The sequence below is a fragment of the Tardiphaga sp. 813_E8_N1_3 genome (genome assembly GCF_051811025.1).
Lineage (GTDB): Bacteria > Pseudomonadota > Alphaproteobacteria > Rhizobiales > Xanthobacteraceae > Tardiphaga.
The window spans coordinates 991,820-1,015,154 of record NZ_JBPWQE010000001.1 but is presented as its reverse complement, the minus strand read 5'-3'; the positions used below and the strand labels follow the sequence as shown (position 1 = coordinate 1,015,154).

The 23,335-nt window shown below is 61.3% G+C and carries 23 protein-coding genes; 2 read left to right on the top strand and 21 right to left on the bottom strand.

Annotation, left to right across the window (positions count from 1 at the left end; genetic code table 11):
* Positions 1–99: 99 nt before the first annotated feature.
* From AB8A33_RS04800 to AB8A33_RS04755, 10 genes are all read right to left on the bottom strand, one after another.
* Complete coding sequence (locus AB8A33_RS04800) at positions 100–870, bottom strand: SDR family NAD(P)-dependent oxidoreductase (RefSeq protein WP_439091717.1); 771 nt, start codon at positions 868–870, stop codon at positions 100–102.
* Positions 867–1,565, bottom strand: a complete 699-nt coding sequence (locus tag AB8A33_RS04795; protein ID WP_439091715.1) for an NAD(P)H-dependent oxidoreductase — start codon at positions 1,563–1,565, stop codon at positions 867–869. The genes AB8A33_RS04800 and AB8A33_RS04795 overlap by 4 nt, the downstream gene beginning before the upstream one ends.
* A gap of 30 nt (positions 1,566–1,595) precedes the next feature.
* Entirely contained in the window at positions 1,596–2,483 is an 888-nt protein-coding gene (locus tag AB8A33_RS04790; RefSeq protein WP_439091713.1) for a branched-chain amino acid ABC transporter permease, read from the bottom strand.
* Positions 2,476–3,249: an ABC transporter ATP-binding protein gene (locus AB8A33_RS04785; protein ID WP_439091711.1), complete on the bottom strand. Its 774-nt coding sequence runs from the start codon at positions 3,247–3,249 to the stop codon at positions 2,476–2,478. Before AB8A33_RS04785 ends, AB8A33_RS04790 begins: the two co-directional genes overlap by 8 nt.
* A gap of 2 nt (positions 3,250–3,251) precedes the next feature.
* Positions 3,252–4,235 (bottom strand): branched-chain amino acid ABC transporter permease, encoded by a 984-nt coding sequence (locus AB8A33_RS04780; protein WP_439091709.1) that lies wholly within the window; start codon positions 4,233–4,235, stop codon positions 3,252–3,254.
* Positions 4,207–4,935 carry an ABC transporter ATP-binding protein gene (locus AB8A33_RS04775; protein WP_439091707.1) on the bottom strand — a complete coding sequence of 243 codons (729 nt, stop codon included), beginning with the start codon at positions 4,933–4,935 and terminating at the stop codon, positions 4,207–4,209. The genes AB8A33_RS04780 and AB8A33_RS04775 overlap by 29 nt, the downstream gene beginning before the upstream one ends.
* Entirely contained in the window at positions 4,932–6,083 is a 1,152-nt protein-coding gene (locus AB8A33_RS04770) for an ABC transporter substrate-binding protein (protein ID WP_439091705.1), read from the bottom strand. The genes AB8A33_RS04775 and AB8A33_RS04770 overlap by 4 nt, the downstream gene beginning before the upstream one ends.
* 67 nt (positions 6,084–6,150) lie before the next feature.
* A complete protein-coding gene (locus AB8A33_RS04765) occupies positions 6,151–6,915 on the bottom strand; it encodes an HpcH/HpaI aldolase family protein (protein WP_439091703.1) in 765 nt (254 codons plus the stop codon).
* A 39-nt stretch (positions 6,916–6,954) separates the two neighbouring features.
* Positions 6,955–7,854, bottom strand: a complete 900-nt coding sequence (locus tag AB8A33_RS04760; protein WP_439091701.1) for a hypothetical protein — start codon at positions 7,852–7,854, stop codon at positions 6,955–6,957.
* A gap of 79 nt (positions 7,855–7,933) precedes the next feature.
* The gene (locus AB8A33_RS04755) at positions 7,934–8,875 is read right to left on the bottom strand and encodes a DUF6282 family protein (protein WP_439091699.1); all 942 of its coding nucleotides are present in this window, start codon (positions 8,873–8,875) and stop codon (positions 7,934–7,936) included.
* 217 nt (positions 8,876–9,092) lie between these two features.
* Between AB8A33_RS04755 and AB8A33_RS04750 the strand changes: the two genes are divergently transcribed.
* Complete coding sequence (locus tag AB8A33_RS04750; protein WP_439091697.1) at positions 9,093–9,911, top strand: IclR family transcriptional regulator; 819 nt, start codon at positions 9,093–9,095, stop codon at positions 9,909–9,911.
* Here AB8A33_RS04750 and AB8A33_RS04745 read toward each other — a convergent pair.
* The 6 genes from AB8A33_RS04745 to AB8A33_RS04720 form a co-directional block, all read right to left on the bottom strand.
* Positions 9,908–10,954 (bottom strand): tRNA-dihydrouridine synthase, encoded by a 1,047-nt coding sequence (locus tag AB8A33_RS04745; protein ID WP_439091695.1) that lies wholly within the window; start codon positions 10,952–10,954, stop codon positions 9,908–9,910. The two genes, AB8A33_RS04750 and AB8A33_RS04745, sit on opposite strands and share 4 nt — an antisense overlap.
* 13 nt (positions 10,955–10,967) lie before the next feature.
* On the bottom strand, positions 10,968–11,870 hold the full coding sequence (locus AB8A33_RS04740) for a 3-keto-5-aminohexanoate cleavage protein (protein WP_439091693.1): 903 nt from the start codon (positions 11,868–11,870) through the stop codon (positions 10,968–10,970).
* Between the two features lie 90 nt (positions 11,871–11,960).
* Complete coding sequence (locus AB8A33_RS04735; RefSeq protein ID WP_439091691.1) at positions 11,961–13,007, bottom strand: Ldh family oxidoreductase; 1,047 nt, start codon at positions 13,005–13,007, stop codon at positions 11,961–11,963.
* Between the two features lie 18 nt (positions 13,008–13,025).
* A complete protein-coding gene (locus tag AB8A33_RS04730; protein WP_439091689.1) occupies positions 13,026–14,066 on the bottom strand; it encodes an NAD(P)H-quinone oxidoreductase in 1,041 nt (346 codons plus the stop codon).
* Complete coding sequence (locus tag AB8A33_RS04725; protein WP_439091687.1) at positions 14,063–15,403, bottom strand: MFS transporter; 1,341 nt, start codon at positions 15,401–15,403, stop codon at positions 14,063–14,065. Before AB8A33_RS04725 ends, AB8A33_RS04730 begins: the two co-directional genes overlap by 4 nt.
* Before the next feature lie 58 nt (positions 15,404–15,461).
* Positions 15,462–16,424, bottom strand: coding sequence for a DUF6282 family protein (locus AB8A33_RS04720; RefSeq protein WP_439091685.1), 963 nt, complete (start codon positions 16,422–16,424; stop codon positions 15,462–15,464).
* A gap of 296 nt (positions 16,425–16,720) precedes the next feature.
* On the opposite strand from AB8A33_RS04720, the gene AB8A33_RS04715 reads away from it, so the two are divergent.
* A complete protein-coding gene (locus AB8A33_RS04715; protein WP_439091683.1) occupies positions 16,721–17,560 on the top strand; it encodes a DNA-binding transcriptional regulator in 840 nt (279 codons plus the stop codon).
* Between the two features lie 414 nt (positions 17,561–17,974).
* Here the strand turns inward: AB8A33_RS04715 and AB8A33_RS04710 are convergent, their stop codons facing one another.
* The 5 genes from AB8A33_RS04710 to AB8A33_RS04690 are packed head-to-tail and all read right to left on the bottom strand — an operon-like array spanning position 17,975 to position 23,333.
* Positions 17,975–18,982, bottom strand: coding sequence for an ABC transporter substrate-binding protein (locus tag AB8A33_RS04710; RefSeq protein WP_439091681.1), 1,008 nt, complete (start codon positions 18,980–18,982; stop codon positions 17,975–17,977).
* The gene (locus AB8A33_RS04705) at positions 18,979–21,099 is read right to left on the bottom strand and encodes an adenylate/guanylate cyclase domain-containing protein (RefSeq protein ID WP_439091679.1); all 2,121 of its coding nucleotides are present in this window, start codon (positions 21,097–21,099) and stop codon (positions 18,979–18,981) included. The genes AB8A33_RS04710 and AB8A33_RS04705 overlap by 4 nt, the downstream gene beginning before the upstream one ends.
* A gap of 8 nt (positions 21,100–21,107) precedes the next feature.
* Positions 21,108–22,049, bottom strand: coding sequence for an HlyD family secretion protein (locus AB8A33_RS04700; RefSeq protein ID WP_439091677.1), 942 nt, complete (start codon positions 22,047–22,049; stop codon positions 21,108–21,110).
* A complete protein-coding gene (locus AB8A33_RS04695; protein WP_439091675.1) occupies positions 22,046–22,291 on the bottom strand; it encodes a DUF3302 domain-containing protein in 246 nt (81 codons plus the stop codon). Before AB8A33_RS04695 ends, AB8A33_RS04700 begins: the two co-directional genes overlap by 4 nt.
* 10 nt (positions 22,292–22,301) lie before the next feature.
* Complete coding sequence (locus tag AB8A33_RS04690; RefSeq protein ID WP_439091673.1) at positions 22,302–23,333, bottom strand: DUF1254 domain-containing protein; 1,032 nt, start codon at positions 23,331–23,333, stop codon at positions 22,302–22,304.
* Positions 23,334–23,335 lie beyond the last annotated feature (2 nt).

Here is a 23,335-nt window from a genome sequence, read left to right as displayed (position 1 = left end):
GGCGCGTCCGACATGGTCGGCGTATGAATGCCGCCGTTATTGTCGAGCCTGCGTCATTTGATCGCGCAGCGGATGTGGGCTGCTGTTCGATGCGCCCTGTCAGCTCACGCCGCCATCGGCGATGATCGTCCGCCCGGTAAGCCATTTCGCCTCCGGCGATGCCAGAAACAGCGCGACACCGGCGATATCGTCGGTCTGCCCGATGCGACCGAGCGGCGTCATCGCCGCGATCCCTGCGCCGCGCTCGGCCAGGATCTGCGTGGTCATGTCGGTCTCGATCACACCAGGCGCGATTGTGTTGACTGTGATCCCGCGCGGGCCGAATTCCTTGGCGAGCGCATGCGACAGCGCGGCCACCGCCGCCTTGGAGGCCGCATAGATCGAGGTGGTCGGGATCGGCCGGGTCGCGAGCGCGGAGGAAAAATTGATGATGCGCCCTCCCGGCGCCGTCAGATGCGGGAGCGCCGCCTGAATGACCGCGATCGTGCCAAGGACATTGGTATCGAAAGTGGCGCGAAACAGCTCAGAATCAACCGCCTCGAACGGCCGATATTCCGCGATACCGGCGCAATTTACCAGAATGTCGAGATGCCCGAACCGCTCGACGACCTGTGAGACCATCGCCCGTGCATCGTCGGGATTGGAAATGTCACCGGCAACACCGATGCCTTGCGCTCCCAACTCGGCGATATCACCGAGCACCGCATGCGCTGCTGCGGATTCATTGCGATAGCCAATCGCCACGCGACTGCCCGCGCCGGCAAAACGCCGTGCGATCGCAGCTCCCATCCCGCGCGAGCCGCCTGTGACCAGTACGACCTTGTCGCGCAACGAATCCCGGTCGGGCCGCCCTTGGTCGCTGGTGCTCATGACCTACCTGTTGCGGTGGAAGTGACTGCTGCGATGCTGGCATGCGACGCCATGTCTTCGACGGCCTGCTGCAGCCGCATGCTCCATTGCCGCAGATAGACTTCTCGGCCTTCGGCATCGACACGCGGCGCTGCGTAAGCGACGAACGGTTCAAGAGCTGTCATGCCGAGATACTCGATCATCAGGCGCTGTGCCGGCCACAGCACGGTCTGGATATCGCCACAAGCATCGCCAGCCGAGAACCGTTGCCGGGTGCCGCCGGTGCTGAGGCATAGTAGCCCGCGCTTCTCGGGAAAGAAGCCGCTGGCAAAGCGGCGGCCATCAGCATAGGCGAAGCCAAAGGCAAGGACACGGTCGAACCAGCCTTTCAGAATGGCGGGCATGCCGCCCCACCAGATCGGGTAGAGCCAGACGACAAGATCAGCGTCGCGAAATCGCTGCTGCTCACGCACGAGATCGGCCGCGAAACCGCCAGCGCCGTGCGCATGGGCCTGTTCGGTCTGGTAGTGAAACCGCTCCGCATCCGCCACTGCATTGAAGTCGTGCCGTCCGGCGACCGGATCGAATTGCTCGGCATATAGATCGGACACCACAACCGTGTGGCCGGCCTGCCGCAACGTCGCGACGCCGGCATCCTTCAAGGCTGCGGTGAAGGACGTCGGCTCCGGATGCGCATAGACCATCAGGACATTCATCGCGATACTCTCATCGGCATCTGCCTCAGATCAGGCGCTCTTCGCCCTGCCGGCGAACAAACCGCTCGGGAAGAACAGAAGGACGATGAGCAGCACCGTCAGCGCCACGATGTTCTTGAAACCGGCGCCGAAAAACACGATGGCGCCGGACTGGATGACACCAAGGAAAATGCCGCCGACCAGCGCCGCAGGCGCACTCCCGAAGCCACCGATGATCGCCGCGATGAAACCATTGATGCCGAACGGACCGCCGACGCTGTAGGCCGTATATTGCGTCGGCGTGATGAGAATGCCGGCGGCTGCGCCGAGCGCCGCGCTCAGCGCGAAGGACACGATCAGCATGCGCTCGACGGGAATGCCCAGCAGTGCCGCCGCCTCGCGATTTTGCGAACAGGCTCGCAATGCCCGGCCCATCCACGTGCGGTTGAAGAACTGCGTCAGTGCGAATACCATCAAGGCGCCGCATCCGAGCACCCAGAATAGCTGATAACCGATCGCTATCGGCCCAATCTTCAGCGGCCCGCCGGGGGTGAATTCCGGATAGGTCCGCGGCTGATCGCCCAGAGTGAGAATGACGACCTGTTCGATCAGAAGCTGGATGGCCAGAGTCGCGAGAATAATCGCGAACAAGGGCGCCTTACGACGCCACATCGGATTGATGATGGCGATCTGGACCAGCACGCCAATGCCCGCAACCAGGATCGTGGAGAGCACCGCCGAGACATAGATCGGCAAGCCGAATTGCGTCAGCAGCGTATGTGCGAACATGCCACCGAGCATGACGAACACGCCCTGCGCGAAATTGACGATGCCGCTGGCATTGTAGATGACGCAAAATCCGATTGCGACCAGTCCGTAGATCAGTCCGATACCGACGCCGTTGACCAGGCTCTGAACGAGTTCGACTGCGCTAGGCATGTGTTGCCTCCTCTACGCCGAGATAGGCGGCAATGACTTCGGGATGAACTTTGATTTCGTCGGGCGTGCCTTCGGCAATCTTCCGGCCAAAATCGAGCACGGCGATCCGGTGCGCGATCCGCGTGACCAGACCGACATCATGCTCGATCAGCAGCACGGTGGTGCCCTGGCGATTGATCTTCTGGATGATATGCGCGAGCCCATCGGTCTCCTGCGTATTGAGACCAGCGGCCGGCTCGTCGAGCAGCAGCAATCGCGGCCTGGATGCCAACGCGCGCGCGACTTCGAGCAGACGTTGCTGGCCATAGGGCAGCAGCTCGGCATCGAGATCAGCCTGCGCGCCGAGCCCGACGAAATCGAGCAGTTCGCGCGCCCGTTCATGAACCTCGGCTTCCTGCCGGCAAAACCATGACGGTCGCAGCAGCGCCGCGGCGACGCCGCCCCGGGTGGCGAGGTGGCAACCGACCTCGACATTCTCGGCAACGGACATCCCCTTGAACAACTGCACGAGCTGAAACGTCCGGATCAGCCCCATGGCAGCGATCTGATCCTGGCGTATGCGCGTGGTGTCGCGGCCATCGAACGCGATGCTTCCCGAGGTCGAATTGAGGAAGCCGGAGATCATGCTGAAGAACGTGGTCTTGCCCGCACCGTTCGGACCAATCACCGCGAAGAGACTGCCCTGGGGCACTTCGAGATCGATTTCGTTATTGGCGAGCAGCCCGCCGAAACGCTTGGTCAGACCTTTGACCTTGAGGAGAGCCATGGTCACGCCTCCCCTTTGTCTTTGCGCGGGCGAAACAGGGCTCCAAGGGCCGAGAGCCCCTTGGGCGCATAGATCAGCATGAGCAGCAGCACCAGCGCATAGGCGATGTCCTGGAAGCGGCCGGTACTGCGGAAGATTTCCGGCAGCAAAGATGCAACGATGGCACCGACAACCGGACCGATCAGGGTGCCGACGCCGCCGACATAAAGCATCGTGAAGGTCACGATGACCATCTGCGGACCAAACACTTCGGGACTGATGAAGCCGACCGTATGCGCAAACAGCGATCCGGCGGCCGACGCATACAATCCGGCGATGACGAAGGCGATGAGCTTGAAGCGCGAAATGCGAATGCCGAGCGCAGCGGCTCCGTTCTCGCTTCCCGAAATGGCGCGCAATCCGCGGCCAAAACGGGAATCGCGCAGACGCTGCGAGATCCAGAATCCGACGAGCAGCAGCCCCCCGAGACAGAGTAGCTTCAGCCGTTCATCCTCGATGGTCAGGCTGCCGATGCCGAGCGGTGGAATGCCGGCATAGCCCATATAGCCCTGGGTCAGGCTGGTCCACTGCACCGAGATGTCATAGGTGATGAGGCCCAGCGCGAAGGTCGCCATCGCGAGATAGTGGCCGCGCAAGCGTAGCGTCGGATAACCGATCACGAGCGCGGCTATTCCCGCAACGCCCATCGAGGCAATGAGGGCGAGCGCAGGCTCCCAATTATACTGCACACAGAGAATGGCGCTGCCGTAGCCGCCGATACAGGCAAAGGCGTTCTGACCGAAGGATGCCTGGCCCGTATAGCCCATGAAGAAATTCAATCCGAGGCAAAAGATGCCGTAGATCATCGCGAGCTGCATCACCGTCAGCAGGTAGCCGCCATAAATAAGGACGGCGACGAACAGCAGCGCTCCGGTGCCGAGCAGGCCCAGGGAGAAACGATCCAGACGTGCAGCCGGCTTAGGTGAAGTAATAGCGAGCGAGGTCATGATGCGATTCAATCTCCTGTGTCGGCAACTCGGCCCGAACGCTTCCAGAGGCAAGAATATAAACGCGCTGGGCGAGCTTGAGCGCCAGCGGTGCTTTCTGCTCGACCAGCAGAATACCGAGGCCCTCCTTGTTGAGAGCACCGAGCGTCGACAGAATTTCGGAGGCGACGCGCGGCGCCAAGCCAAGCGACGGCTCGTCGAGAATGAGCAGCTTCGGATCCGCCATCAATGCGCGGCCGACAGCCAGCATCTGCTGCTCGCCGCCCGACATGGACGACGCAGTCTGGTCGATGCGTTCGCGCAGCCGCGGAAACAGGGAGAAAACCTTCTCTAACTGCCGCTCGCTGTGGGCCTGCGGTCCGGACAGTTTGTAAGCGCCCAGTTGCAGATTCTCCCGCACGCTCATATCGCCGAACAGCCCGCGTCCTTCCTGCACCATGATGATGCCGAGCCCCGCCAGCTCATGGGTGCGCAGATGGGTAACGTCCCGCCCGTTGAACACGATCTGGCCGGTGCTGGCGATCAATCGCGTGATGGCACGCAGCAAGGTGGTCTTGCCCGCCCCGTTCGGCCCCAGAATGGTGACGAACTCGCCCGGCGCCACATGGAGCGCGGTCGACCGCAGCGCTTCGATATGACCGTAGCGCGCCGTCAGATCGCGCACCGCGATTAGCGGGGTGATGTCCGTTGTCGCCGTCATTTCCTGAGAACCAGAACGCCGTCCTTCACGGACGCGATCACATAAGGATTCCTGGTGATGCCGATGTGGTTCTCGGCGCTGAAGTCGTAGGAGGCACCCGCACCGTCGTAATGGCCGAGTTTCTCGAAGGCATCGCGCACCGCCGTCCCGTCCGTCGAGTTCGCCTTCTTCATGGCGGCGGTCATCATCATGATGGAGTCCCAGGCGCGTGACGCCTGCGCGTTGTCAGACTTGCCAAACTTGGCTTTCATCGCCTTGACGAACGGCTCGGCGGCGGCGCGTGCGGCAGGGTCCGTGATGACGCTGATGTCATCGGCCGCCACCTGAATAAGCGGTGACGGGACCAGATACTGGTCGCCAAGCACCTTGCCCGCCGAGAGCAGGATATCGAGCTCATTGATGCTGCCCAGCATCAGCATCTTGGTCAGCCCGAGGCTGCGGATGTTGTTGGCGACGGTGACCACCGCATTGCCCTGCCCCAGCATGATGATAGCGCCGGCGCCAGCCGCATTGATGCGTCCGATCTGGACGCTGAAGTCGGCGTCATCCTGCTGGTAGGATTCGTTGGCCACGACGGTCAGTCCGAATTCCTCGGCGCCCTTTTCCGCCAGACCGCGCATCAGCAGGCTGTATGGGCTCGGATCGGAAAGAATTCCGACCTTACGGATATCGGTCTTGTCCTTGAGATACTGATAGCGCGCATCCACCTCGAATTTGGGTGGCGGCAGGAATTGAAAAGCCCATTTCTGCTCATCCGGCTGGCGCGGCAGAATCGAGCAGAGGAACATCGGCAGCTTGGCTCTGGAGACGAAGCTCGCAGCGGCGAAGTTACCGGCCGAGATGCAACCGCTGTCAAAGGCTGCGACCTTGTCGTCCGACATCATCTTGCGATAGACGACCACGGCCTGCTGCGGCGTCGACTTGTTGTCCTCGATCACGAGTTCTAGCTTCTTGCCGAGCACACCGCCTTGCGCATTGACCGCCTCAACGGCGATCTGCATCCCGTCGCGCCAGTGACCGTCGGTCGCCGACCCGTATCCCGTCAACCCCAGCGACGATCCGATCTTGATCGTCTGCTGCGCAGACGCCGGCATTGCCAGCGTGAGCGCGAACAGCGTGGCGCAAATTAACGCCTTGCGTGGTCTCATGTTTCCGTCCCCTGTCTGTTTTTCTCAGCTTGAACGCTGATTGCAGATTGATTGGTCTAGTGTGTGCTCATCCGACCTTGTCCCGGACATCGCGCAGGCCGGCGGTCGCCGCCTGGCGCAGGAAACCCTGATCCGAGGAGAGCACGAAGACGCTGGCGCCGAGCGAATTCAGCCACGCCGCCTCGCTCGCATTGCCGACATAGACGCTGATTGGCTTGTTGGCCTTGCGTGCGGCCTCCGAGATCCGTTCGACTGCGCGCAACACATCGGGCGGGTCCTTCGATTCATCGCCGAAGGCCGCGGTCAGGTCACCGCGCCCGATAAACAGCGAGTCGACGCCGTCCACGGCTGCGATGGCATCAATCTCGTCCAGCGCCACCGGATCTTCGATCTGGGCCACGAACACCATCCGGGCATCCGCATCCGCAATGTGCCGCCACATCGGTATGCCGGAATAGCGGCCTGCGCGCGTGCTGGTCGCAAAGCCGCGGCTACCGCCGCGATAGCGCAACATCGCCGCAACTTCGCGCGCATAGGCCGCGTTTTTTACATGAGGGACCAAAACGCCGGTCGCGCCGCAATCGAGCACCGAGAGAATGGCCTCCGGTCCCGGCACCCGAACCAGCGCCGGCGTGTCAGTTGCCCGTGCAGCCATCAGCGCGATGTCGCTGCTGGTGCGATCGAATGGCCCGTGCTCCTGATCGATCACGACGAAGTCGTAACCGATCTCGCCGAGGATTTCCGTGCCATGACCGGTCGGTGTCTTGAGAAACGTGCCGACCAGTTTCTCGCCGCCAAGCATGCGCTGCCGGAATGTGGAAGCAGTTGTCATCTTTAATAGTCCTGTTGCCGTTGCTGGGTGGGCTGCCGGTTACGGCATCGGATATTCGTCGGCGTTCAGGATCCAGCCTGGCTTCTGCGAAAAGTCGAGCCGCGGCGGACAGAAGATGTCGACGAGCTGGTTGAAATCACTTCCACAGGCCTCGGTGGTGTGAATCGAGGGCGGCGGAATGACGGCGATGGACGGCGTCTTGCACAGTTCATGATCGTCCTTGCGCCAGTTCTTCTTGTTGATCGTCCATGGCCAGCGCAGATGGTGAATGAACTCCCCTTCCACCGCGAGCGAGCACTGCTCGAAGTCGTCGTGATGGTGCGGCGACAGTTTGCTGGGATCGCGGGGGCCGTTATAGCCGTCGAGGTAGTTCACCATAATGGTCGTGCAGCGCCAGATGCGACCGAAGCGGCCCGGCTCCGGCGGCACGTCGAGGCTGTAGACGCGCAGACGAAAGCCGTCTTTCGGCGCCGGCCACGGTTCCAGCGGTGCGACGTAAGGCTTGGCCGTGACATAGGAGGCCGCATTGGCGCATTTCGCTGCAAGATCCTCCGACCGCGTGGTGAAGATGCGAACGATCTTGCCGGCTTCGATGATCTTGATGCTGGACCGTCCAGGCGGCACAAACGCCAGGGACCGACCATTGACGCGCTGCGTGCCATCCGCCGTGGTGATCTCCACGACCACCTTGGGATCGGACAACAGGACGGCATATTCGTCCGGCTGCTCCTCGCGCGCCAGCACGCCGCCCGCCTTTCCTTCCGTATGCACGAGCAAGAAGTTCTGACCGCGCCCATACCAGCTCTTGCCTGACGGTCCATCCTCCTGCGGCGGCTCGTCATAGAACCGGAGATATTCCGCCTGGCCGAAAGGACCTGCAGGCGCTGCGCTTGTCGCTGCAGGCGCAAGCTTGGCCCTCGGATCAGTGGTGTCGTACATGTGGAATCTCCCTTGATGTCAATTTTGGGAGCCGGCGTTTCACAATGCGCCGGCCTGAGATTGTGCCTTGTCCGGAAAGCTAACTCGCCCGCGCCGCGGCTACGTCCGCTTCGATACCCAGCGCGCGCGCGGTGTTGCCGGAGACCATCTTGCGGATCTGATCATCGTGGTAGCCCAGATCCATGCAGAGCCTGATGCCGCGGCGGAAGCCATCGAGCGGGCTGAAGGTCCCGGTCTGGCCGAGGTCCGAGCACAGCATCGTCTGCTCCACGCCCGCGGCCTCGATCTGGTCGCGCAGGTCCTCGGCCTCGCGGCTCTTGAACTTGCAGCCGTCAAGGAACATGCAGAGCGAGTGTTCGACGAAGGCCCCCATCGCTGCGATGCCTTTGACGTCGTTTAACGACGCATCGACGATGTCCTCGGGATGAGTGAACACCAGGCGCTTGACGCCCCGGCGCTGCGCCTCTTCGAAAATCACCCAGGTCTCGCTGACATGCAGGTGGCCACTGGCCAGCACCATGTCGTTGCGCGCGACGATGTCGATAATTTCCTTCATGTCGTCGCGCACCGACTTGTCGCCGTTGAGGACGGGAATGGCGGTGACCGGTCGCATCCGATCGGTGGATGCGGGATGAACCCAATTGGCCGATGCCTGCCATCGCAGATGGTTTGCGGCAGCCAGCGTCGGAAGCCAGACAATCCTGCCACCCAGCGCAGCGGTGTGTTCGACTGCATAGGGATTGAGGCCTCCCACCACATTATTGAGCACGATGCTGGAATAGATTTTTGTTTTCAGCTCAGGAAAGTGCTGCCGGATCAGCTCGGCCGTCATGACGCCGCTGTAGTCGTGATCCTTGGTGACGACCGCAGCAAAACCCGCCTGCGAGGCCTGCCGAAGTAACGTGACGTGGTCGATGCCGCGCGGCGCAATGGACGGCCCGCTATGCACATGCGGATCAATCGCGCCTTTCAGCAACGCGTCGATGCGCGCCTCGACCTTGGTGTCAGTTATCTCTGTCATTCCCTCACCGCATTTTATCCCGACGGCCTTGACGACCGTCGACTTCATTGACGTTCGCGACAGCGGAACGTCGTTTCATTTTAAGATACTGGTCGAGGCGACGTCATGTCAATAGTTTCTGGGACCACGATCGCGAACCTCCACGCATCAATCACATTGCACTTGCATTCCAGTTCGCTACGTTGTTCAGCACAGGCGAACCCGAAATTGAGAAACGATGAGCGATTCAGCATCAACCGGCGTCCACTCCGTGCAACTGGCCATCGACGTACTGGAAGCTGTTGCATTCTCGGACGATGAATTGGGCGTGACGCAGATCGCCGACCGTCTGGGCATGACGAAAGGATCGGTGCATCGGCATCTGCAGACGCTGGTCGACCGCGGGTATCTCACGCAGAATTCCAGCACCTCGCGCTACAGCATCGGCCCGAAGGGCCGGTTACTCGCCCGGCATGCGCCGGATGCGGATCTCATCCAGCTCGCGGAAGGACCGATGCGGCAGTTGCGTGATGCGCTTGGTCATTTCGTCGTGCTCTCCGAAATGACGCCGCGCGGCGCATTGATCCTGCACAAGCTGTCGGGGACGGCAGCGATTGAACTTGGCGTCCGGCCGGGCAGCGAATTGACCTTCCATGCGTCGGCGCAGGGAAAGGTCCTGCTCGCTTTTGCCCCCAGCCCCATGAAGGCGCGCGTCCTCGCGCAGCCCCTGCAGCGCTTCACCGACAAGACCGTCGTGTCCGTCCGCAAGCTCGAGCAGGAATATTTGGATATCGTGCGTCTTGGATTTGCCACCGCCCCCGAGCAAAGCTTGATCGGAATGAATGCAGTGGCCGCGCCGATCTTCGACGCTCAGGATGCCTGCATCGCCTCGATCGCCATCGTGGCATCGATCCAGGTCCTGCCCGAGAAGACACGGCCATCCGACGTCGCCCAGCTCATCGAGGCAGCACGCCAGATCTCGCACAAGCTCGGGCACGGCCGCGCGCATCAGCCACCGCCCGTCAAGCGCAGCGCGCGGACTGCGCGCCCGCGTTAAAGCTGATCGGCAATGTATTTTCTCCAGTTGTCGGTACGTAGCGGCATGTCGGCGAATGTCTTGCGCTGGTCTGCAGCCCTGCCGACCAGTTCGGCTGCGGTCATCTGCTTGCCGCGCAGGTAAGCGTCGAGTTCATCCAGCGCCGATGACAACACAGCCGCGCCGCGCAGCATCACGGCCGATGCCATTTCCACCGCGCTGGCGCCCGCGAGCATCATGCGCGCGACATCAAGACCCGAGCGCGCGCCGTTGGTCGCAATCAAAGGCTTGTCGCCGCCAAGCTGTTGCCGCGACACCGCCAGCCAGTGACATGTCAGCGGCAGATTCCAGTATCCACCGACGCCTAGCGTTGTTCCCAGAAAGGGCTGCATCGTCTCGACATCCGGTACGAAGCCGAGCAGCCGTCCGGCCATGACCACGGTTTCGCCGCCTGCGCGAAATGCGGCGTCGGCCAGATCCGGTACACGTTCGCTCTGTCCGGTGATCTTGACCCATAGCGGGATGCCGATCGCCTCCCGTACCGCCGACACGATCATGGACACCCGCTCGGGATCGAGTTCGGTGGACACCACGCCTTTTGCCTGGCTGGCATAGGGTGTGCCGATATTCAGCTCGAGGACGCGCACGCCCGCCTGCTCAACCTGCCTGGCCATTTCGACCGTCCGCGCGACATCCGCAACGATCAGGCTTGCGACCGCATAGGAGTCGACCAGTTTGGCCTCGCGGTCGAGCTGGACCGTCTGATCGAGCCACGCATCGAAGCTCTGCGGCGTCAGGCCGGAGCGACAGGCGATGAATGCCGTGTCAGGCGCATCCGGCGTCCACGCCATTTCGCGCCACTCGCTGTCGAGCAACATATACTCCGCGCGCTGCAACTGGTCACGACCACGCTCGGATTCGTTGACGGACTTGACCACCACCGCGCCGACGCCGGCGCGCAGCGCGCGCCGGACGCCTTCAGGGTCGATATGGTGCTCGGCTGATCCCGCGATCAGCGGATTCTTGAGGACCGTCCGACCGACAGCCACGTTAAGACGCGTCATCCCGTCAGTCCTCTCAGTGTTCCGCAAGGCGGGTAGGAAGGCCAATGATCTCGCGCGCCTCGCGTGGCGATGCGATCGCTCCGCCGAGTTCCTCGACGATGCGACGGGCCTTCTCCACCATGGCCGCGTTCGACGGCGCGAGCTGTCCGCGCGACAGATAGACGGCGTCTTCCAGACCCACGCGAACGTGTCCGCCGCACAGATAGGATTGCGCGACATTGTGGAATGACGTCTTGCCGATGCCGATTGCGGTGAACTGAGCATCCGGCGGCAACATGTTGCGGGCGTAGATGACCGTCTCGGGACTTGGCTGGAAGCCGTAGCGAACACCCATGACGAACGAGCAGAGTACGGGCCCGTCGAGGGTGTTGTCCCTCAGCAGATCATTCATCAGAGCGATATCGCCGGAATCGAACAGCTCGATCTCCGGCTTGACCCCGACTTCGCGGATCACCTTCGCCATTCGCCTGACATTGCCGGGCGTATTGATGACGACTTCCCTGCCCGAATTCATGGTGTTGAGATCGAGGGTACAGATATCCGGGCGGAGCGCCGCGATATGCTCGACACGTTTTTCAGGTGCGATCAGCGTCGTTCCCGCCGCTGCGACGCGCGGCTGGTCCGTGGATGGAACGAAACGGCCGCCAGGCCCGGTGGTGATGTTGAGGATCAGCTGAGTGTTTTTCGCGCGTATCCGTTCAACGACGTCCTGGTAGTAAGCGAGCTCCATCGAAGGCTTCCCGGTGGAAGGGTCCCTCACATGGATATGCACGATCGCGGCGCCGGCCTCGGCCGCCCCGAGACAGGCCTCGGCGATCTCCGCCGGCGTGATCGGCAGATGCGGTGTCTGTTCCGGAGTCGTCAGATTGCCGGTGACGGCACAAGTAATGAAGATTTTTTGACGCGGCGCCTGCATCGCCCGTGCTCCTGTCCGTTCTGCGGCCGTCGACATGACGGCCGATCTCATTTCAGTTTTTGCGGTGATGCTTTTTGGCAGCGCGTGCCGTTAAGACGGCAGACGTTCCGGCGATCCGATTTCCTCTGCGAGCGCGTTCAACGTCGCGGACAATGCGCGCGGAATATCGATCCGGCCGCCATCGTTCTGGCGCTTCGTCCAGCTGCGTTCACCCGGCGTACGTGGCGGCACCTGTGCGCGCGACCCGCGAATTTTCGCGAGCTCGGCGGACGCCTCATTGCGGAAGCCTTCGGCCGGCCGGAAGTGTTCGATATCGATTGCCAGAAACAGCAGTGAGCACAGAAACGGCTTCGAGAGATCGCCATAGAGCGGCGCAACCTCGTCACCACCAGGCCCCTGCGACAACAGGCTGCACATAAGATTGATCGCCAGCGACAGGCCGAAGCCCTTCGCGCCGCCTGACGGCAACAGCATGCCGTCGATCGCCGCCTTGGCATCCGTCGTGGGCTGGCCGTTGCGGTCGACAGCCCATGTCGGCGGAAGCGGCTTCCCTTCCCGCTCATAGACGCGGATCTTGCCGAGCGCTGCTTCACTCAGCGCCATGTCCAGCACAAATTCGGGCCCGTCGGACACCGGAAGAGCGATCGAGAGCGGATTGTTGCCGACCAGTTTCTCGAGGCCGCCCGGTGCCGGCATCATCGGCTTTGTGTTGCACATGGCGATGCCGATGCAATCACGGGCGCTTGCCTGACGTGTATACCGGGCCGCCGCGCCGAAGTGAAAACTGTTGCGAACGGCCACGACACCGACGCCCGTCTCTTTGCTGCGCTCGATGGCTATCTGCATGGCCGCGTCACCCGCCAGATGGCCGAACATGCCCTGCGCATCCAGCACAGCTATTGCCGCGCGACTTTCGACGACCACAGGCGCTACCGCGGAGGACACGCTGCCAAGGCGAAGCCGGCGGATATACATCTCAGCCTGCGACAGACCATGCGACGGCAGACCGGCGACATCGGCATCGACCAGCGCACATGCCATCTGCCTGGACGCCAGCAATGGAAGACCGGCGCGCTCGAACAGATCCGCGAGAAACTCCTCGGCCGCCGCGACCGGCATTGACAGGACATCACTCATCACGTCGTCTTTCGTGCTCTAATTCGATCGGTCATCCGGCACCACATAGGCAAGGGCCGGATCGACAATCAGCACGACCTTGCCGATCTGCTCATTGGCATCCATCAGCGCATGCGCCTTGGCCATGTCCTCCAGGGGAAATGCCGCGCAGATGTTGAGCCGCATCCGCCGATCCTCGAGCAATGGCCAGACCTCGCGCATTAGGGCCTTGGCAATCCAGCCTTTGTATTCCGGCGGGCGCGGCCGTATCGTCGACCCCGTCAGCGTCAGCCGTCGGCGCACGATCTGTCGGACATTGATGTCGGCGCGTTCACCAAGATGACTCGCGATCAGGACAAGGCGGCCATCGAAGGCGAGCAGTTCCAGCTCCAGATTGGTGTAAGGACCAGCCTGCGAGTCGAGGATGACGTTGATGCCCTGCCCTTTGGTCGCCTCCACCAGGGGCTTGACCCAATCGCAGCGATAGTCGAGCGCGATCTCCGCACCGAGGTCGCGGCAGATCTGACGCTTCGTTTCCGACCCGGCCGTGGCGAAGACACGCGCCGATCGCAGCAGCTTTGCGATCTGGATGGTGGCCATGCCGACACCGCTGGTGCCGCCCTGTACGAGGATGCTCTCACCCTCCGCAAGCTTGCCGAGAAGAATGACGTTGTTCCAGCAGGTGAACAGCACCTCGGGGAGCACCGCCGCCTGCGCGAAATCGTATCCCTGCGGGATGGACATGCATTGCACGGCAGGCACACTGCAATACTCCGCATAGCCGCCGCCTGTGACCAAGGCGCAGACCGCACTGCCGACCCGAGGCCAGTTCACATCCGGCGCTACTGCGACCACGATGCCGGCAATATCGAGGCCTGGGATCTCCGTTGCACCGGGCGGCGGCGGATAGAGTCCGCGGCGCTGCTGGATGTCCGGCCGGTTCACGCCGGCCGCCACCACACGCATCAGTACTTCGCCGCGCGCCAAAGTCGGCAAGGCCTCTTCGCCCAGCGACAGCACCTCGGGACCGCCAAAGCGGGTGATCCTGACCGCCCGCATGTCCGACGGAAGCGCTGTCATGATACGGCCTGCCGGCGAGCGGCAGCAGCCGCAACAGTGACCTCGCTCTCGCCGTCCGTCTTCGGCAGGACGCGCCATGTCAGCAACATCGCGAATGCGCTGGCGGCCAGCAGACCCAGGCTGAGGGCGGGCACCGACATCGCGGCAAGCGCACTGCCCGACAGGCCCGCGACCCACGGCATGAGATTCTGCGCAGCAAAGCCACCGAGACTGCCGATCGTGCTGATGGCTGCAATCGCCGCCGCCGCATGCGCTCCCTTGAAGATCTGCGACGGCAGATACCAGAAGCACGGAAACATCAGCGAGACGCACGGCGTGCCGACCGCGAGCGCCACATAACGCATCCAGTTCTCGGTCAGCAATGTCGAGGTGAAGAACGCCCCCATCCCGCACAGAGCGATCACCGCCATGCCGATCAGGACTGTGCGATGCTCGCGTAGATGGCGCGGGAGCCAGACAAGGACCGCGGCAGCCACAGCCCATGGCAGTGCATTCAAGACGCCGTTCTGCGTGCCGGTCGTGCCGAAGCCTTTGACGACCGTTGGCAACCAATAGATGATTCCGTAAAGCGACAGCGTGATCAGCGTGTAGACGAACGAAAACCACCACACCCTTGCATCGATCAGGACGCGGAGCGGATTGGTATGCATGGTGGTGGCGATTTCATCGCGGCCGAGCGCGTCTGCCAGCCGCGCCCTCTCCTCGGACGACAGGAAACCGGCCGTCTGCGGATTGTCGGGGAGATAGCGCATCACCAGCACGAATAGCAGGGCCGCAGGCGCTCCCGTGGCGATGAAGACCCACTGCCAACCGGCGAGACCAAGCATGCCGTCGAAATCCAGCAGGATGCCACCAAACAGCGAGCCAAACATATTGCCGAGCGGACTGCCGATGGTGAGAAGCGCCACGGCCTGCACGCGGTAGCGCTTGGGGAACCAGAGGGTGAGGTAGAAGATGATGCCCGGATACGCCCCTGCCTCGGCCACGCCGACCAGGAAGCGTACCGCCGCAAACATCGAGCCAGTCATGCTGAACCCCAGCAGCACCGTCAGCATGCCCCATGTCAGCAGGATACGCGCAAACCAGAGCCGCGCACCGAACCTGTGCGCGGCCAGCGCGCTCGGGATTTCGAAGAACGAATAGCCGATAAAGAACAGCGAGGACGCCAGTCCGTACACGGTCTCGGACATACCCAGGCTGCTGGCCATCTGCAGTTTGGCGTAGCCGACATTCGACCTGTCGATCACGGCCAGCATCATCATCGCCATCACAAGCGGCATGACCCGCCACATGATGCGATTCATCAAGGCTTCTTCGCTTTCGCGATCCACGTTCATGATTTCCTCGTCGATCTTGTTTGCCGACCTTCGCTGGTCGTTCTTGTCGGTCAGGATTCTATTGAGCGGCGCGCTTCGCCGGCAGATCGAGAAATGCCGCTGCGTTCTCGCTGATCAGTTTCTTGATCGAGGCATGCGGCATCTGAAGATCGAGCAGCATCTGCGTGACACTGCGGAAACCGTCCACCGGACGCTGCGAACCGAGCAGGCCCAAATCGGACGACAGAATGGTGCGGTCCACGCCTGCGATCTCAATGAGATGGGCCAGATCGTCCGCACTGAACTTCTTCGACTTGCCTTCGATGAACATGCAGATGGAATGTTCCATCGTCACACCGAGCGCGACCAACTGGCGAATATCGCTATCGGCAAAGCCGACCACATAGGTCGGATGATTGACCATCATCTTCTTGACGCCGCGGCGCTTGGCCTCATCGAACAGGACGTGCTGCTCCGAGACGTGAAGGTGGCCGCCAGCCAAGATGATATTGGCCTCCGCGATCAGATCGATGATCTTCTTGGTGTCATCGGTGAGCTTGCCGTTGGCGTCCAGCGCCGTGAGCGGGATCGGATCCAGCATCTTCTGGGATGTCTTCGGGAATGTCTTGGCCTGACCGCTGGCCTGAACGTTGATATGGTTTGCCGCCGAAAGCGTCGGCATCCAGACGATCTTGCCGCCGAGCTTGATCGCATGATCGACCGCGTGCGGATTGATGCCGCCAGACGCATTGTTCAGCGCCACGCCCGAATACAGGTGAACGCCGAACTGCGGAAACAGTTTTTCCAGAATAATGGCGTGCGCCATGCCAGGATAGAAGTGATCCTTGTATAGCACCGCGCGAAAACCCGCGGCGGCAGCATCCTGCATCTCCTCATAGTGATCAAGTATCCGCGGCATCGCGGCGGGCCCGCTGTGGCAGTGCAGATCAATCGCATCGACCAGCAGCTCCTCGACCTCCTTCGGACGCGAGAGCGGCGGGAGCGCGACAGTGTCAGGATATGAAACGGAATTCTCGGCCATGATGGCTGCCCTTCAGTGGATGCTGGTTCTGAGAAAATGGCGATCTGCCGATGAATGGCGGGGCCGCAGCCAGCACCTCATCGCGCGACACGCCCAGATCGGCCCGCGCGCGACAGATCGCGACAACACCTGACGTTTTCCGGACATGCCAGGTGAACCGACAGCCACGCGATACTGGTGCGGTGCGACGACGCCATTGGCGCCCTGACCTCTCCGCAAGACACGGCACTTCCTCCCACGACACGGTTGCGCTTCGGTGGCCTGAGCGGACACCGGCGCATTCTGTTGGGCGGATATTGCAACCGGCCGGGCCATTTGCCATACCTATTCGCCAGCGTTCCGCAGAGTGGAATCTTGGTATGGCCCCACGTTCACCGAAGGTCGAAGCGGCTGCACGCACGCTCATCCTGCTGGAAGAGTTGAACCGACATCGCGTCGCCTCTATCCAGATCCTTCATCTTGCGACAGGTCTGCCGAAATCGACCATCGTGCGGCTGATGAAATCGCTTTGCGCCATGGGCTATGTCGCGAACGATCGCAGGCAAGGTGGCTACACAGTTGCCTCGCGGGTTAAATCTTTGAGCAACGGCTTTCACGGTGACCCGCTGGTGGTCGAAGCCGCGCGACCGTGGGCGCTGTCCTTTACGTCACAGCATCAGTGGCCATTGGCGATCGGCGTCCTCGACCACACGTCCGTGGTCGTGCGCTTCAGCACCATTGCCGACAGTCCGGTGTCGCCGTTCCACGGAACGATCAACATGCATCTCAGCCTGCTGCGCCGCGCGTTAGGTCGTGCCTATCTGGCATTCTGCCCCATCGGGGAGCGCCTGATGTTGCTCGACCTTCTTTCACGATCGACGGATGACGAAGATCAACTCATCGGCGATCGCGCCCAGACATTGACGATGCTGAGATCAATCCGGAAGCAAGGCTACGCCGAGCGAGATCGCGCCGTCGACCCTCGCTCATCCGGGACGATCGCTATCCCGATCATGAGTGGAGACAAGGTGCTTGCGACCGTTGGGATGACTTATTTCATCTCTGCAATCGATCGACGTGAATTGCTCAAGACCTTCCTGCCCAGCCTTCAGACCTTGGCAGAGAACATCTCTCGAAGCGCAGCTGCCCTCAAGTGAATACGATCAATAGCAACCGCGATTTCCACGAAGGTCGCTAGACCCGATGATCGTGGCGCCACGTCAAATACCGGCCAGATCAAATAGGTCAAATTTGCATCTCGACGTCGGCTCTGCGCCAGAAGCGGCCATTTCCGCTCGAACATTATCTGTTCGCTATAACGGGCCATTGCCGAAACCTCCGCGAATTGGTCGCACCGGTCACCATCGCGTTGGCCGATTGTTCGATGTCGACCGCATGGGGGACGACGCAGCCCGTAAAATTCTTATATGGTCGCTGGCAAAATGCTTTTCCTTTGTATGCCGACCCAGAATTACTACGAGAAGAAAACCGCAGTCAGAGGTCCATTTGATTGGAACTCGATCGAACGGCACCTATAAATGGTGTTCTTTGTGAGTCGTTTGCGGTCGATGCTAGCTTATCGTTGCTAAATATAGACTAGAATCGAAATAGTCCGTGGCCGGCGTCGCCGTTGTGACGCCAGATTCCGCCACGAAGAAATCGCTGACTTGCTGCAGCCATTTTGTAACCGTTCCGTCGGCATAAAGCCGTTTCCATTCCCGCGACGAGAACATCTTTTGCGCCTTAAGCGCCTCTGCGATGTCGGCAATCGAGGCGTTCTGATAGTGCCGCTGCTGGAGAGACTCCGCTGCGGCCTTGGGATTCCGCACCATGTGGTCGTTCGCCGCTGCCCAGCCTCGGATGATTCGCTGCAAGACGTCTCTGTTGGCGGCATAATACTCATGCCGCGCGACCCAGCCGCCAACTACTGCCGACTGCGGATAGAAGGCGGACGCATCCACCAGCTTGATGGCATCCGGCAGCTTGTCGCGGACGCTGAGGTTAAACGGCACCCACAACGCGACGGCAGGCACCTCTCCGGCAATGAACGCGCCCACGGCTTGCGACATGCTGCTATTGATCACCTGAACATCGGCGAGGCCAAGGCCGTTGGCGCGCAAGGCACGGTCGAGAAAGATATGCGCCGTGGTCTTCGTCGTTGTCGCGATGCGCTTGCCGCGGAGATCGGCGAAGGATTTGACCCCGCGGTCCGGGCGAACCCAGAGCTGCGCGGTGGCGATCTCGATATCGTTGATCAGAAAGCCGCGACCGGCGCCGAGCGCGAGATAGTTCGAAATCACTCCGCCAGCCGACAGCACGTCCACCTCCCCGCGCGCCATGGCCTCGAACACTTCCGGCCCGGTGTTGCGCTCGACGAGCTCAAAATCGATACCCTGCTTGTCGAACGAGCCAAGATCGAGGCCGGTGAAGATCTGGCCGTCGACGGCGACGACATGGAGGTATCCCAGCCGGACGCGTGTGCGCGCTTGCGCGATCGCAGGAGCGGCAAAAGCGGCGCCTGCCGCAAGCCCACCGGCCAGAACCTGACGCCTGTTGAAAGGACGGAGCAGGCGCGTCATTGCATCGCTCCGCGAGCAACACGGCGCGGCGCTTGCAACTCCACGCGAAGCCGTTCCGCATGGTATTGCGCAACGCCGTCGTCGGGATACTGGGCAAGAAAGTCGGTGACCGCCACGAGTGCCACTGCCGGCTGATCCCGCCGGATCGCAGCGTAGACGATTTCCCAGCGCTGGCAGAAGGCATGCTCCGCAGCTCCATCCGCTTCGCAACGCAGTTCAAAGATCCGTACGTCCTCCGCAAAGCCCTTCGGCTTGATCTCGTCGATGCTGCGGAAAGCAAAGCGTCCTTCGACGCGCTCCTTCACGGCGGCGCTGACCAACACCTGCGTCCCGTAATTTTTGTTGAGCCCTTCCAGGCGCGCGGCGAGGTTAACGGTCGCGCCGAGCGCAGTGTAGTTCATGCGGTCGGAGGAGCCGACATTGCCGACGACGGCATCGCCTGCATGCAGGCCAAAGCGGGTGCCATAGGCGGGCCACCCGGCGCCGCGGAACTGTTCGTTCAGCTCGCTGTTGCGTTTGACGCAGGCGAGCACGGCCTCGCAGGCATGGACGACATGATCGGGGTCATCATCGGGCGCGTTCCAGAATGCCATCACGGCATCGCCAATAAATTTATCGATCGTGCCGTGATGTTTCATGATAACCTCGGACAGCGCTGCGAAATAGCGCGACGTAAAGATCATGACCTCGGAAGGATCCGCTTTTTCCGTTTTGGCAGTGAAATCGGCGACATCGGTGAAGAGCACGGTGACTTCCCGCCGCGCTCCTCCGAGCTCGATCGATGCTCCGGACTCAATCAGCTGCCGCACGATCGGCCGCGGGACGAAGTTTGAAAAATTGCGAATCGCCGTTCGCATCGTGAATACCGACAGGCCGAGGTCGTTGATCTCATCGATAACCGAATGCAGGCGCGGGCGATCCGCGAGCCGAAAATGCTGGATCTCGTCAGTTTGCTGGGCGAGGTTTCGTAGCGACCGCGCGAGCATGGAGCCAAGCCAGATCGCCAGCGGCAGCATGCCGAGCACAAAAGCAAGAGCCAGCGCAAACAAGCCGCGGCGCTCCGAAATAATCTTTGCGAAAAACTCGTCGAGCGGCGCGATCACGGCGAGCTTGATACCGGCATTGCCCGCTGTCTCGATGCCGTGGAAGGCGGCGACATAGGTTCGTCCGGCATCGTCCGCAAAAAACTGCTGAGACGCACCGCCCTTTCGCCACGTCTCAACCGCCTGCGAAAGACCGGGCAGCCTGATCGCGCTCATTGGCGGCAGCTCGTTGCCGCGCTCGGGAATTTCGTCCATCAACCGGTTCATCTCGGGATGCGCAACGATCCGCGCCGAATCATTGAATAAAAATGCAACCCCGGAGTCACCGAGCCTTTGCTCGTCCAGCATCACCTCAAGGCGATTGAGCAGAAGATCGGCGGCCACTACGCCGCGGCGCCCCTCCTTCAGCGCTGTGCGCAAAGTATAACCAGGCTGGCCGGTCGCAAAGAACACATACGGCCCGGTCAGCAGTGTCTTCTCATCCTTGAAGGCCTCGACGTACCAGGGCCGCTGACGAGGATCATAGGTCGCGGGGCCCTTGGTTTCGGCCACCTGGATCAGATTATCCGAAAGAAAGATGGTCACGGGCGACTGTGATGCGTTGCCGGTGCGTGAAATGATGACCACGCGGAAGGCGGCATCCTCATCCACGCCGAGGCTTGCACGGAAAGCCGGCTTGGCCCGGTCGATCACATCCATTTCAAGAAATGAGCCGTCCTCATAGCCGACATAGAGATTGAATATCTGCGGATTGTTGCGCAGCATCGAGGCCATCAGGCCGTAGAGCCGCGAATTGTCCTCGATTTCCGCTGACTGGATGGACGGAAGGCCGGCGAGAATTTCGAGGCTGTCGCGCACGTTGCGGAATTTTGAATCGATCCGGTCGGCACCGAGCTGCGCCACCTTGTCGATGAAGGTGCTTGCTGCTGTCTGCGTGATCAGGGAGACACGGCTGAAGCTGAGATAGACCAGCGTCAATCCGACAAACAGCACCACCGCCACGAACAGCGTGACGATGGATGTGCGAAACCCGATACGAAGTGGGCGCCGCTCTGCTGGACGCTTAATGGTCATCGCGGGACTCAAAGTGGATTGACATAGTTCAGGATCGCAATCTGCCTCAAGAGCACCTTGCGGATAATATGGGTTGCCTTGACGTGCTCGGTGAAGATGGCGGCCTCGCCGGCACTTCCCGCCGGCAACTGCGCTGCAATCCCGGCGTCGTCGAGCTTCACACGGGCGACGAAAGGCGCGGACTGCACTGCCTTCGGCATCACGGCAACGCCCGACGTCTGAGTCTGCCCTGTGGCGACAGCTTGCAGGATACTTTCCACCCGCCCCGTATAGATCTTGCCCGGGAGAAACTTGAACGTCACTTCGACCGACTGCCCGACTCGCAGGTACCTCGCATCGTTCTGCGCGATCTCGACGCCGACAATCGTATCCGACGTGTCGATGAAGGCCATCACCGGCGTCAGAGGAAGATTTGCCACTCGCGCGCCCTTGCGCAGCGCGAGATTGGTCACATATCCATCGGCCGGTGCGCGCACGATGGTCTTGTCCAGATTCCACCGCGCGCTATCGCGCTGTGCACTCAGCTGATCGACCTCCGATTGCCGCTGCTCAACATCGAAGCCGCGGCCGGAATCGCGCTCGAACAGCTGCGTCATCTGGGCAAGGCGCATATCCGACAATTTCAGTTGCGCCTCGATCGCCTTGACCTGGGCTTCGTAGGGCACCGGGTCGATCCTGAACAGCACATCACCTGCTTTGAGCGGGGTGTTGGCGGCGACCGGAACATCGATCACCTCACCGGCGACGTCCGGGACGATGGAGACCGAGTGGCGGACCACCAGTGCGGGCCCCTGCGGCGCGCCCCATCCCATCGGAATGAACAGCAACAGGTTCAAAAGCAGAAGGACAATGAAAGGAGAGCATTTCCAGAAGAGGTTGAAACGAACAATACCAGTTCGCACAAGAACGAACAGCAGAACCAGATAAACCGCCATGATCGCGATCATCATGATTGCTGCTCCCTCTTGCTGGAGACAGGGACATCGACGTAAGCCCAGATGAGCGCGACCGGCCAGAGCGCGAAGCCGCAGATCAGGGTCACCCAGCCCGCGACCGTCACTGCCTCCGCCTGCGGATGACCGCGGGTTTTCGCGATGTGCCCGGGCAGCCAGCCGGCGATACAGAATACGCCGATAATGCAGGTAGCGAGGATGATCAAAACGATCCAGGCGAAGATGTCGAATCCGCTCATCCAGGCCTCCTTAATTGACCGCTTGCGCCTCCGGGAATTTCCATTTTCCGGTGAGGATTTCGGCGCGCGGACGATAGAGCCGCACGGTGTAGTTCCAGCCCTTCATGGTCGGCAGGCAGTTTGGGATTTTGCCGTCACAGCCGCCGAACTGGATGCTCACCGAACCATCGGCATTCTTTTTCGAAGTAAGATTGTTGAGCGAATAGGCGTTGTACGGGTTTTTCTCGTAGTAGCCGGCAGCATTGTAGAGACTGACCGACCAGAACGCATCGACCGGCACGTCCTTAACGTTGAGTTTGTAGATCGTGTTGCCGTCATTCTTCGATGGCGAGAAGCTGAGATAGGTCGCGTCCTTGTCGGGATTGCCTCCCCAGCCCGCCGACGTGCCGATCAAATGCCTGACAGGGTCGACCTGCCCTTTGGTGCCGAAGGCATGCGAGAAGCCGCCTGCATATTTCGCCAGCACCAGAAGCGCGTCGTGGATATCTTTCCGGGCCGCCTGATCCCAATTCGGAAGATCGAGCTTCCCTTCGCCTTTCTGGCTCGCCTTGATCGCGTCCTGAAGATCGTGAACCTGCTTGAGGTCCGCGGGATTGTTCGGATCGACGAGCGTACGGACACCGGCCACGACGTACCGCGTGCCGACATTTTCCTTTGTCAGCTTGTATGATCCGGCACCGTAATAGACAGCCGGAACATAGTGGTCCTCGTTAATAATCTGCAGCGACATAAAGCGCTTGCCCGCGTTCGGCATCGTGACGGTTACAGGCCCCGCGTCGAGGTCGAATACGGCAAAGGAATAGAGTGTGTCGCGGTTGAGACGAATGACCGTCTGATCATCGATGCTCGCCGGCTCGCGGTTATGCTTGAACTTTCCCAACTTGCCGTCCTTGAGAAGATTACCGATATAGGCATCGGACTCGGCACGGGCAAAATTATCCAGAGTGACAGGCACGGTGCCGCCCGCTGGTGCTTGAGCCTGCGCGGCGACGACTTCGGCGCACACCAATCCTGAAACAAAAAGAGTGATAAGTGTCTTCATGA

Coding starts and splice junctions, on each gene's coding strand:
- AB8A33_RS04720 (WP_439091685.1), bottom strand. CDS start 16,424: ATGGCCGAGAATTCCGTTTCATATCCTGACACTGTCGCGCTCCCGCCG.
- AB8A33_RS04725 (WP_439091687.1), bottom strand. CDS start 15,403: ATGAACGTGGATCGCGAAAGCGAAGAAGCCTTGATGAATCGCATCATG.
- AB8A33_RS04760 (WP_439091701.1), bottom strand. CDS start 7,854: ATGTACGACACCACTGATCCGAGGGCCAAGCTTGCGCCTGCAGCGACA.
- AB8A33_RS04800 (WP_439091717.1), bottom strand. CDS start 870: ATGAGCACCAGCGACCAAGGGCGGCCCGACCGGGATTCGTTGCGCGAC.
- AB8A33_RS04775 (WP_439091707.1), bottom strand. CDS start 4,935: ATGACGGCGACAACGGACATCACCCCGCTAATCGCGGTGCGCGATCTG.
- AB8A33_RS04710 (WP_439091681.1), bottom strand. CDS start 18,982: ATGACGCGCCTGCTCCGTCCTTTCAACAGGCGTCAGGTTCTGGCCGGT.
- AB8A33_RS04695 (WP_439091675.1), bottom strand. CDS start 22,291: ATGAGCGGATTCGACATCTTCGCCTGGATCGTTTTGATCATCCTCGCT.
- AB8A33_RS04745 (WP_439091695.1), bottom strand. CDS start 10,954: ATGACGCGTCTTAACGTGGCTGTCGGTCGGACGGTCCTCAAGAATCCG.
- AB8A33_RS04785 (WP_439091711.1), bottom strand. CDS start 3,249: ATGGCTCTCCTCAAGGTCAAAGGTCTGACCAAGCGTTTCGGCGGGCTG.
- AB8A33_RS04735 (WP_439091691.1), bottom strand. CDS start 13,007: ATGAGTGATGTCCTGTCAATGCCGGTCGCGGCGGCCGAGGAGTTTCTC.
- AB8A33_RS04765 (WP_439091703.1), bottom strand. CDS start 6,915: ATGACAACTGCTTCCACATTCCGGCAGCGCATGCTTGGCGGCGAGAAA.
- AB8A33_RS04790 (WP_439091713.1), bottom strand. CDS start 2,483: ATGCCTAGCGCAGTCGAACTCGTTCAGAGCCTGGTCAACGGCGTCGGT.
- AB8A33_RS04705 (WP_439091679.1), bottom strand. CDS start 21,099: ATGACCATTAAGCGTCCAGCAGAGCGGCGCCCACTTCGTATCGGGTTT.
- AB8A33_RS04750 (WP_439091697.1), top strand. CDS start 9,093: ATGAGCGATTCAGCATCAACCGGCGTCCACTCCGTGCAACTGGCCATC.
- AB8A33_RS04700 (WP_439091677.1), bottom strand. CDS start 22,049: ATGATGATCGCGATCATGGCGGTTTATCTGGTTCTGCTGTTCGTTCTT.
- AB8A33_RS04795 (WP_439091715.1), bottom strand. CDS start 1,565: ATGAATGTCCTGATGGTCTATGCGCATCCGGAGCCGACGTCCTTCACC.
- AB8A33_RS04755 (WP_439091699.1), bottom strand. CDS start 8,875: ATGACAGAGATAACTGACACCAAGGTCGAGGCGCGCATCGACGCGTTG.
- AB8A33_RS04770 (WP_439091705.1), bottom strand. CDS start 6,083: ATGAGACCACGCAAGGCGTTAATTTGCGCCACGCTGTTCGCGCTCACG.
- AB8A33_RS04740 (WP_439091693.1), bottom strand. CDS start 11,870: ATGCAGGCGCCGCGTCAAAAAATCTTCATTACTTGTGCCGTCACCGGC.
- AB8A33_RS04730 (WP_439091689.1), bottom strand. CDS start 14,066: ATGACAGCGCTTCCGTCGGACATGCGGGCGGTCAGGATCACCCGCTTT.
- AB8A33_RS04690 (WP_439091673.1), bottom strand. CDS start 23,333: ATGAAGACACTTATCACTCTTTTTGTTTCAGGATTGGTGTGCGCCGAA.
- AB8A33_RS04780 (WP_439091709.1), bottom strand. CDS start 4,235: ATGACCTCGCTCGCTATTACTTCACCTAAGCCGGCTGCACGTCTGGAT.